A 10,729-nucleotide genomic window follows, 5' to 3' on the forward strand; every position below is an offset into this window, starting at 1 on the left:
CTTTGGGGAACTTGATGTAATTTTTGGTGGAAGAATATCTTTGTCTCCACCAGTTATGGTGCCTCTTTTAGCACAACTTACAACTATAAGTAGCGTACAAAAAACAACTTTAAGAATATTACTTTTTCTCATGAAACTCAATTTAACCTTTACAAAATAACAACTATATTTAGTGGAAACGAAATAATTTTAAAATTGTTTAATCTTTTAATGCATGTTTAAGATTGAGACATTGCTATGGTAATGATGCTAAGTCTGGCTCCAGGTATTTTTAAAATTGCTTTTCCGCAAGCTTCAAGAGTTGCTCCAGTGGTAAGGACATCGTCAATAAGTAAAAAATGTTTGCTATGATGAATCTCTGAATGTTGAGTTTGAAAAGTAGTATCTGATACCGAATTACGATTGTTCAAGCTCTTTTTAGATTGGGTTATAGAATACTCATTTCTAATGAGAATTGTGTGATCCAATTTTTTTTCAAGTCCATTAGCAATAGCCTCGCAAAAAGTAATAACTTGATTGTAACCACGTTTTTTAAATCTTTTTTTATGTAACGGAACTGGAATTACATGGTCAATTGTATTTAAATTTTTGTAATTTTTTAAGTCATCTACATACCAATTTCCTAAAACTGTTCCTATATTTTGATGATTTCTATATTTTAAGTTATGAATAAGTTCTTGAACGATTCCTTTTTTATGGTAATAAAGCATGGCAGAAACGTGTTCGACAGGCAGTCTTCCATAAAATTTTTTGAAAGCTTCGTTAGTAGTTACTAATAAATTATTTGTTAATGGTAAGTTATGTCTGCAAGTAATGCAAATGACAGTTTCGTTAGGAAAAAGTATCTTTGAACAACCAGAACAGACTTCAGGAAAAAATAATTTTATCAGATTTTTTAGCATTTTATCGATTTTATTTGAAATAACATAAAATAATTTATATTTTTAGAAAAAATTAAAATTTCCCCAAATGACCGTAAGAAACTCCTTAGCCGCAATAAAGTTTGCTACTGTTGTATTTATATCTACAGCAGTTGTCTTTGCAGTAAAATATTACGAAAGCCAAAGTAAAAATAAAAAACTTAAAGAAACCATACAACTAGACAAAAAAACATATACAAATGATTTGAAAGAAATTTTCAATCGTTATGATTCTGAAGTTTTGAAAAACCAACAATTAGTAGCTTCAAAAGAATTAACTTCGGAAAGCGAAAAGATAATTGATGAAGATAATTTTAAAAAAGTAAAAACAGAGGTATCGTCTATCCAAACTAATAGCAATATTTATGTTTCTAAAATAGATTCTTTAAAAGATGTTTTAAAAAACCAATCTGATGAAAACAAAAATCTTACCAATCAAGTAAATGTTTTAATTACAAAAAATAAAGAATTACAAAAACAAAACTCTTACAACGAAGATATTCTTGTGGCTTCTAAAAATTTGACAGCTACCAATGTTTATGCTAATGGAATAAAAATATTATCTAATAATATCATAGAAACAAAACGTTTTAGCAATACAGAACAAATAAAAGTTTGCTTTACTTTACTAGAAAACAAAGCTGCTCTAAAAGGGAATAAAGATTTGTACATTCAAATTGTAAATCCGAATAACAAGGTTGTAAATAAAAGCGGCGAATCTTTTAAATCTGGAGACAGATTACTAAATTTTAGTGCAAAAACAAATATTTTTTACGACAACGAAGAGTTAGATGTTTGCGTTTTTGTAGATCCAAATAAAACCGATATGTCTAAAGGCGATTATGAAATAAATATTTTTTCAGGAATCAACTTAATAGGAAATACCGTTTTCTCACTAAAGTAATAGATAGATTTAGAATAATATATCACTGCTAATTCGCTAATTTAACACTTTAATAAGTTGTTCAGGTAATTAGCAAATTAGCGGTATTTTTTTTGATTATTTTTTTCTAAATTTTTCATTCTCTTTTCCTATTTTTGCACTACTATGGCAAAACAAGAAGATTTATTTAAAAATGTGATTTCGCATGCAAAAGAGTATGGATTTATTTTCCAATCAAGCGAAATTTACGATGGTTTAAGTGCTGTTTATGATTACGCACAAAACGGAGCAGAGTTAAAGAAAAACATACGCGATTACTGGTGGAAATCGATGGTGCAAATGCACGAAAATATTGTAGGTATTGATGCTGCAATATTAATGCATCCAACGACTTGGAAGGCTTCAGGTCACGTAGACGCTTTCAATGACCCGTTAATAGATAATAAAGACTCCAAAAAAAGATATAGAGCTGATGTTTTAATTGAGGATTATGCCGAAAAATTAAATCAAAAAGCAGAAAAAGAAATCGAAAAAGCAAGTATTCGCTTTGGCGAAAGCTTTAATCGAGAAGAATTTGTAACCACAAATGCTCGTGTAGTAGAATATCTTTCTAAAAAGAACGAAATTCTAGCACGAATGGCTCGTTCGTTAGAAACGGAAAATCTAGCCGACGTAAAAGCACTAATCGAAGAATTAGAAATTGCTTGTCCAGATTCAGGATCAAGAAATTGGACCGAAGTAAAACAATTTAACCTAATGTTTGGAACAAAAATAGGAGCCTCAGCAGAATCTGCGATGGATTTATATTTGCGTCCAGAAACAGCACAAGGTATTTTTGTGAACTTTCTAAACGTTCAAAAATCTGGCCGTATGAAAATTCCTTTTGGAATTGCTCAAACAGGAAAAGCATTTAGAAACGAAATCGTTGCCCGTCAATTTATATTTAGAATGCGTGAATTCGAACAAATGGAAATGCAGTTTTTTGTAAAACCAGGCGAAGAGATGAAATATTACGAATATTGGAAAACTACCCGTTTGAATTGGCATTTAACCCTTGGACTTGGAAAAGGAAATTACCGTTTTCATGACCACGAAAAATTAGCACATTATGCTAATGCTGCTGCGGATATTGAATTTAATTTCCCATTCGGATTCAAAGAGTTAGAAGGAATTCATTCTAGAACCGATTTCGATCTAAAAGCGCATGAGAAGTTTTCAGGTAAAAAATTACAATATTTTGATACCGAAACCAATTCAAATTATACACCATACGTGGTAGAAACATCAGTCGGATTAGATAGAATGTTCTTGGCAGTTTTCTCAAATTCATTAAAAGAGGAAACATTAGAAGACGGTTCAACAAGAACGGTATTGCAATTGCCATCGGTTTTAGCACCTACAAAAGCTGCCGTTTTACCATTGGTAAAAAAAGACGGTTTGCCAGAAGTTGCTAGAAAAATTATCGAAGATCTAAAATGGGATTTCAATGTAACTTACGACGAGAAAGATGCTGTTGGAAGACGATATAGAAGACAAGATGCTCTAGGAACACCATTCTGTATTACTGTAGATCACCAAACATTAGAAGACGAAACGGTAACAATTCGCCATCGTGATACTATGAAACAAGATCGAGTTAAAATTTCTGAATTACGAGATATTATTAACAATGAAGTTTCAGTTAAAAATTGGTTGATGAAGATGTAGTTTCTTAACGAATATAATTACTTAAAACACCTTAATACATAGAATATGAATTAAGGTGTTTTTTATTAATCCTATCCAACTCACGATTAAACAAAAAGTTATAACTTTGCAAAAATTAATTTGAAAATAATGTCAACAATAGCACAACAATTCGGGATGAACGAAGCATTAGCACAGTTAGGTGTAAAAGCAATAAACGAAGGAACTTCAACAGGAAGTGAATGGTTTTCAAATGGAGAATTATTAGAAAGTTATTCGCCAGTAGATGGTCAATTAATAGGAAAGGTAAGAGCAACTACTGCCGCAGATTACGAAAGAGTAATGCAAAGTGCAACTAAAGCGTTTATTAGTTTTAGAGCTATGCCAGCTCCTCAAAGAGGAGAAATCGTTCGCCAGTTTGGAAATAAATTAAGAGAATTAAAAGAGCCATTGGGTAAGTTAGTTTCTTACGAAATGGGTAAATCTTTACAAGAAGGTTATGGTGAAGTTCAAGAAATGATCGATATCTGTGATTTTGCAGTGGGTTTATCAAGACAATTGAATGGGCAAACCATTCCTTCAGAGCGTCCAAGTCACGTCATGAGAGAACAATGGCATTCTATTGGTGTTGTTGGAATTATTTCAGCATTTAATTTTCCAGTTGCTGTTTGGGCTTGGAATACCGCTTTAGCTTGGATTTGTGGCGATGTATGTGTTTGGAAAGCTTCAGAAAAAGCACCATTATGCTCCGTTGCTTGTCAAAATATCATTGCCGATATATTGAAAGAAAATAATTTACCAGAAGGTATTTCTTGTATTATAAATGGAGATTACAAAGTAGGTGAAATGATGACTACCGATGTAAGAATTCCATTAATCTCTGCAACAGGTTCAACTCGTATGGGAAGAATTGTTGGTTCGACTGTGGCACAACGTTTTGGTAAATCATTACTGGAATTAGGTGGAAACAATGCCATTATCATTACTCCAACTGCAGACTTAAAAGTAGTAGTTCCAGGAGCAGTATTTGGAGCTGTAGGAACTGCAGGACAAAGATGTACTTCTACAAGAAGATTAATTATTCATGAATCTGTTTATGATAAAGTAAGAGATGCTATCGTTGGTGCTTATGGGCAATTAACAATTGGTAATCCTTTAGATCAAAAAAATCACATCGGACCATTAATTGATAAAGAATCGGTAAACACTTATTTATCTGCCATTGAATCTGCAAAAGCAGAAGGTGGGAAAATATTAGTTGAAGGTGGAGTTCTAGAAGGTGTAGGTTACGAATCTGGATGTTATGTAAAACCAGCCATTATTGAAGCTGAAAACACCTATAAAATTGTACAACACGAAACTTTTGCTCCCGTTTTATATTTAATGAAATATAGTGGCGAAGTTGAAAATGCAATCGAAGTACAAAACGGAGTTGCTCAAGGATTATCTTCGGCAATTATGACAAATAGCATGAAAGAAGCAGAAAAATTCTTATCTTTCTCTGGTTCAGATTGTGGTATTGCTAATGTAAACATCGGTACATCTGGTGCAGAAATAGGTGGTGCTTTTGGTGGAGAAAAAGAAACAGGTGGTGGGCGTGAGTCTGGATCTGATGCTTGGAAAGTATACATGAGAAGACAAACAAACACTATAAACTATTCGGATGAATTGCCTTTAGCACAAGGAATTAAATTTGATTTGTAATAATTAATTACCCAAAATTATATATAAAAAAACGAGACGTAATAGTCTCGTTTTTGTTTTTATAGGAGTCTCTGAGTTAATATAATGCCAAAATATTTTTAATTTTAAAAGCGAAACAACAATATTTAGTAAATTTAGCTTCTTAATTATAAAATCATCAATCATGAAAAAAAGATTTTTTTTTTTAATCGTATTGTTGTTTGGGTTATGCCTTCAAGCACAAGATAAAAAGAATGTTATTGTCCCTAATGAAAATTTAATCAGCGAAAACATTGCAGAAATCCCAAAAGAGTTAGCTGTTCAGGTAAAAAAATATTCTGAAGCTAGAGGTGCTTCCTTATCAGAAGTAAATCCTATTAAGAATGAAATTATCATTGCAACCCGATTTGGTTCTACATCTCAATTGCATAAAGTGAGTCAGCCGCTAGGTGCAAGAAAACAAATTACTTTTTTTGACGAACCAGTTGGGAGTGCTAGTTATGAGCCTACAAAGGGAGATTATTTGGTTTATTCTAAAGATATTGGCGGTAATGAATTTGGTCAGCTTTTCAAATTAGATCTAAAAACCTTAAAATCTACTTTACTAACCGATGGCGGTCGTTCTCAAAATGGTGGTATCAATTGGAAAAAAGATGGATCTGGATTTTATTTTACTTCTACCAAAAGAAATGGTGGAGATAGAGATATTTATTATATGAATCCAAATGATCCTAAATCAACCAAACTTGTTTTAGAAGTAAAAGGTGGTGGCTGGAGTATTCAAGATATTTCAAACGATGGAAAAAAATTGTTGATAGGTGAATATGTCTCGGCTAACGAATCTCATATTTGGTTATTAGAAACAGAAACAAGTAAACTTACCGCGATAACTAATCGAAATGATAAAAGTGTGGTGCAAACCAATGCTGGTTTTTCGAATATAGCTGATGAAATTTGGTTTATTACTGATAAAGACAATGAGTTTCAGCGTTTGGCTACGTTTAATTTAGCAACAAAAACAACAACGTATCACACCTCGTCCATTCCTTGTAATGTTGAGGATTATGTTTTATCGGAAGATAAAAAACAAATGGTTTTTATTACAAACGAAGGAGGTTTGAATAAATTATATGTTTTAAATCCAGTTTCTAAAATTAATTCGGAAGTTAAGAATATTCCTGTAGGATTAATTGGTGGTATTAATTTTACTAAAGACGGACAAAGCTTATTTTTTACACAATCTACGGCTGACTCTTCTTCTGATGTGTACAAATTGGTTTTAAAAACAAATAAAATTGAACGTTGGACAGAAAGTGAATTGGGTGAAATGCAAAAAGAAGATATGTCTTCTCCAAAATTTATTGAATGGAAAAGTTTTGACAATTTAAAAATTTCAGGATTTTATTATCCTGCTTCAGCTAAATTTACTGGTAAAAGACCAGTTCTAATCTCTATCCATGGTGGTCCAGAGGGTCAATCGATGGCTTCTTTTTTAGGTTCAAACAACTATTATACAAATGAGATGGGAGTTGTGATAATTAGCCCTAATGTTCGTGGATCGTCGGGTTTTGGTAAAACATATATTGCTAAAGACAATGGCTTTTTAAGAGAAGATTCGGTAAAAGATATTGGCGCTCTTTTAGATTGGATTGCATTACAACCAGAGTTAGATAAAGAACGCATTATGATTATGGGTGGAAGTTATGGAGGTTATATGACCTTAGCGACAGCTTTTCATTATGCAGATAGAATAAAATGTTCGGTAGATATTGTGGGGATTTCAAATTTCAATACTTTTTTGAAAAACACTGAACAATATCGTCGAGATTTAAGAAGAGTAGAATATGGAGATGAAAGAGAACCTGAAATGTATGCTTTTCTGGAAAAAATTTCACCGTTAAACAATACCGATAAAATTAAGAAACCTATGTTTATTATTCAAGGAACAAACGATCCACGTGTGCCTGTTACCGAAGCAACACAAATGCGCGACAAGTTAAAAGCGCAAGGAAATACAGTTTGGTATTTGGAAGCTAAAGATGAAGGACATGGTTTTAGAAAAAAAGCCAATGTTGATTACCAGCGACTTGCCGTGATTCGATTTATGGAAGAATATTTATTGAAATAAGAGTAAAAAAATAGCGAGCCTTAAAAAACTCGCTATTTTTCTGTTCCATTATTACCAAATCCTAACTCGGTTTTCTGGCTTCACATATAGTTTGTCTCCTTCTTTTATATCAAATACGTTATAGAAAGTATCAAGGTTTGTAAGTGGTACATAAGCTCTGTACATTCCTGGCGAGTGCGGATCTGTTTTTACTTGATTCTTAATAGCTTCATCTCTCATTTTCGATCTCCAAATGGTTGCCCAAGAGATAAACAATCTTTGTTCTGGTGTAAAACCATCTATAAGACCTGGATTCCCGTTTTGTTTTAAATACAATTGAAGACCATCATAAGCCGCGTTTATTCCACCTAAATCTCCAATATTTTCACCCAATGTAAACTTTCCGTCTACATGAGTTCCAGGTAACGGCTCCAATGCACTATATTGATCTGCTAAAGCTCCGCCAAGTCCTGTAAATTGGTTTAAGTCGTCCTCTGTCCACCAGTCAACTAAGTTTCCGTCTGCATTATATCTTGCACCAGAATCATCAAATCCGTGAGAAATCTCATGACCAATTACAGCTCCAATTCCTCCATAATTTACAGCTTCATCTGCTTTGTAATCATAAAATGGCGGTTGCAAAATTGCTGCTGGAAAAACAATTTCGTTATAGGACGGGTTGTAATAGGCATTTACGGTTTGAGGAGACATTCCCCATGTTGTTTTATCAACAGGTTTTTTTAAGTCCGCAATGTTTTCATCAAAATTCCAACGAGAAACATTTTTTATATTTTCATAATAAGTTCCACCTTCTGATATTGGTTTTACATTTAATTTAGAATAATCCTTCCATTTGTCTGGATAACCGATTTTGATTGTTACTTTGTGGAGTTTTTCGACAGCTTTAATTTTGGTTTCGGCAGACATCCAAGTCAAATTATTTATTCTGTTTTCGTAAGCTAGAATAACATTGTCAATCATTGCTTTAGCCTTAGCTTTAGCTTCTGCTGGAAATTTTTTCTCTACATATAATTTACCTAATGCTTCACCAACCGTGCCGTTTACAACTTGTAACGCTCTTTCGTTTCTAGGGCGTTGTTTTTTTGCACCTTGCAATGTTTTGCTATAAAATTCCCAATTTGCTTTTTCTATTTCATCAGATAAAACTCCTGTTGATTTTCTTAATAAAGTCCAACGCATATAAGCTTTTAGATCTTCTATTTTGGAGTCATTAAAAATAGTTTCTAATGCAGTAACATATTTTGGTTGAGATACAACAATTGATTCTAAATTAGTTAAACCAACTCCATCTAAATATTTTTTCCAATTTATAGAAGGTGTTAGTTTTTGTAATTCTACAACAGTCATTGGGTTGTAAGTTTTTCTATCATCACGAAGTTCGACTCTATCAAATCTTGGTTTTGACATAGCTATTTCTAAGGCCAATATTTTATCTGCATCTAATTTAGCTTGAGCAGGATTAGTACCTAAGAATTGTAGCATTCTTGTAACGTGTTGAACATATTTTTCACGTTTTTCTTTAGAATCTTTGTCGTCAGAAACATAATATTCTCTGTCTGGCAAACCTAAGCTTCCAAGTCCAAGATATACCACATTTTTATTACTATCTTTCGCATCAGCTCCAACACCAACTCCGTAAAATCCAATTCCGCCAACAGGCTCCATTTCAATAAGTAAATTGTTTACATCTTGGGCTGTTTTGATCGAATTAATCTTTGCTAAGTAAGGTTTTATTGGTTTTATTCCAAGTTTATTTCTTGAAATAGTATCCATGTAAGTTTGATAAACACTTACTGATTTTGCTTGATCTGATTTTGGATTTAGTTTTTTGTCTTCAGCTGCTTCTTTCAAAATAGCTAAAGCATCTTTATCGGTATTTTGGCGCAATTCATCAAAACTTCCCCAACGGGTTTTGTCTGCTGGAATTTCTGTTTTATCATACCAAGTCCCGTTTACAAAACGAAAGAAATCATTTCCTGGTTTTACATTTTTATCCATAAAATCTATATTGATTCCTGGATTTTTTGGTTTGACACTTTCTTGTGCGTTACCAGCCAAACTGACTAATGAAAAAACTGCTAATGAACTAGCAGTTATAAAAGTTTTTTTCATGGTTAATTTTTTATTATTCTTTTTACTATATTCTGATTTTCTGATGATATTTTTACAAAATAAATTCCGTTTGAAACATTTCTCATATCTAAAATAGATTGTGAATTTACACCTGAAAAGTTATTTACTGATAGCACAATTTTTCCTGTCACATCATAAACTTCAACCTTATCTATTGCTTTATTGCCAGTTGATACAGTAAACAATCCTGTTGATGGATTAGGATAAATGGCAATATTTTTTAGTTCGAAATCTTCATTAGATAATGTTCCTTCAATGACAAAATTATCTGCCACAACACCTAATTGATTTACAGATTCGTCTGAATGGAAAACAATTCTAAAAATTACATTAGACTGACCAATCAAACTAGTTAATGGATATGAATATAATTTCAAAGCTGTATCTGTTCCTGTCCATTGTCCTCCAGGGCAGTTGTTACAATCTGTTCCTGAAGTGGCTGGTGTTCTATTACTGTTATACCAAGTAGCTCCTTGTGTTCCTAGTAAATTCCATGTTTGTCCTAGATCTGTAGAATATTGTACATAAACAATATCCCAATTGTTCTCTAAATCGAAAGCTAAATTGAATTTAATAAAAGGGTTAACAACATTAGTAAGATCATAACACTGAGAATATAAATACGATTTAATATTATCTGGATAATTCCCTGTAAAATTTGTAGTATAAACATTGTTTGCAGGAGTAGCAAGCACACCATTAGCATTTATTCCTCGTTGCCATTGACTTGTTGTTGAACCGTCATTAAACGTAAGTAAATTAGTAGTCGCTATTTCAAAAGGATTAACAACACCTATTGTTCCTGAATCATTTACATAAAATGGCGTAATGCCGGTATTGTTATCTGAATAGGCATCACTTGTTATAGTAGATGTTACAGTTAAATTATATACTCCTTTGGAACTAATAGTTAAACTAGGTAAAATAATATTTTGAGAAGCTCCCGAAACAATTGTTCCTGTCCAGGTATAATTTTGGGGAGAAGCATTATAGCCGTAAGTTATATTTACTGAAGATATCGAATTTGCACCATTGTTTTTTACTGTTATTTCTGGAGAAATAGATGTGCCACAATTAATATTTAGGGTCGGCGCATTAACCGATACTAATTTAACATCATTTGTAGGAACTTCAACAGGTATTGGAGATTGCCAAATACCTCTGCCATATGTTGCAGCAGTGATAATATTGTCTTCTAAATTGATTTCTAAATCTGAAACAGAAACATTTGGTAAGTTAGCTTCAAATGGTTCCCATTGTGTCATCGAGTCATCTCTATAATAAACTCCTAGAGTA

At 32.5% G+C, this 10,729-nt stretch carries 7 protein-coding genes; 4 read left to right on the top strand and 3 right to left on the bottom strand.

The window, feature by feature from the left end; translation table 11 throughout:
- Positions 1-218: 218 nt before the first annotated feature.
- On the bottom strand, positions 219-902 hold the full coding sequence (locus tag ACHZC3_RS07340; protein ID WP_394759214.1) for a ComF family protein: 684 nt from the start codon (positions 900-902) through the stop codon (positions 219-221).
- 67 nt (positions 903-969) lie between these two features.
- Here ACHZC3_RS07340 and ACHZC3_RS07345 point away from each other — a divergent pair, with 67 nt between their 5' ends.
- The 4 genes from ACHZC3_RS07345 to ACHZC3_RS07360 all read left to right on the top strand — a co-directional run bounded on the left by ACHZC3_RS07345 (position 970) and on the right by ACHZC3_RS07360 (position 7,300).
- On the top strand, positions 970-1,824 hold the full coding sequence (locus tag ACHZC3_RS07345; protein ID WP_394759215.1) for a hypothetical protein: 855 nt from the start codon (positions 970-972) through the stop codon (positions 1,822-1,824).
- 144 nt (positions 1,825-1,968) lie between these two features.
- A complete protein-coding gene (locus ACHZC3_RS07350) occupies positions 1,969-3,510 on the top strand; it encodes a glycine--tRNA ligase (RefSeq protein WP_394759216.1) in 1,542 nt (513 codons plus the stop codon).
- Between the two features lie 129 nt (positions 3,511-3,639).
- Positions 3,640-5,193, top strand: a complete 1,554-nt coding sequence (locus ACHZC3_RS07355; protein ID WP_394759217.1) for an aldehyde dehydrogenase family protein — start codon at positions 3,640-3,642, stop codon at positions 5,191-5,193.
- Positions 5,194-5,356: 163 nt separating this feature from the next.
- A complete protein-coding gene (locus ACHZC3_RS07360) occupies positions 5,357-7,300 on the top strand; it encodes a S9 family peptidase (protein ID WP_394759218.1) in 1,944 nt (647 codons plus the stop codon).
- Positions 7,301-7,351: 51 nt separating this feature from the next.
- On the opposite strand, the gene ACHZC3_RS07365 is transcribed toward ACHZC3_RS07360, so the two are convergent.
- Entirely contained in the window at positions 7,352-9,412 is a 2,061-nt protein-coding gene (locus ACHZC3_RS07365; protein ID WP_394759219.1) for a M13 family metallopeptidase, read from the bottom strand.
- Between the two features lie 2 nt (positions 9,413-9,414).
- Positions 9,415-10,729: T9SS type A sorting domain-containing protein (locus tag ACHZC3_RS07370; protein WP_394759220.1), on the bottom strand; the 1,315-nt coding region annotated here is incomplete at its 5' end.

Source organism: Flavobacterium sp. (genome assembly GCF_043720215.1).
GTDB lineage: Bacteria > Bacteroidota > Bacteroidia > Flavobacteriales > Flavobacteriaceae > Flavobacterium.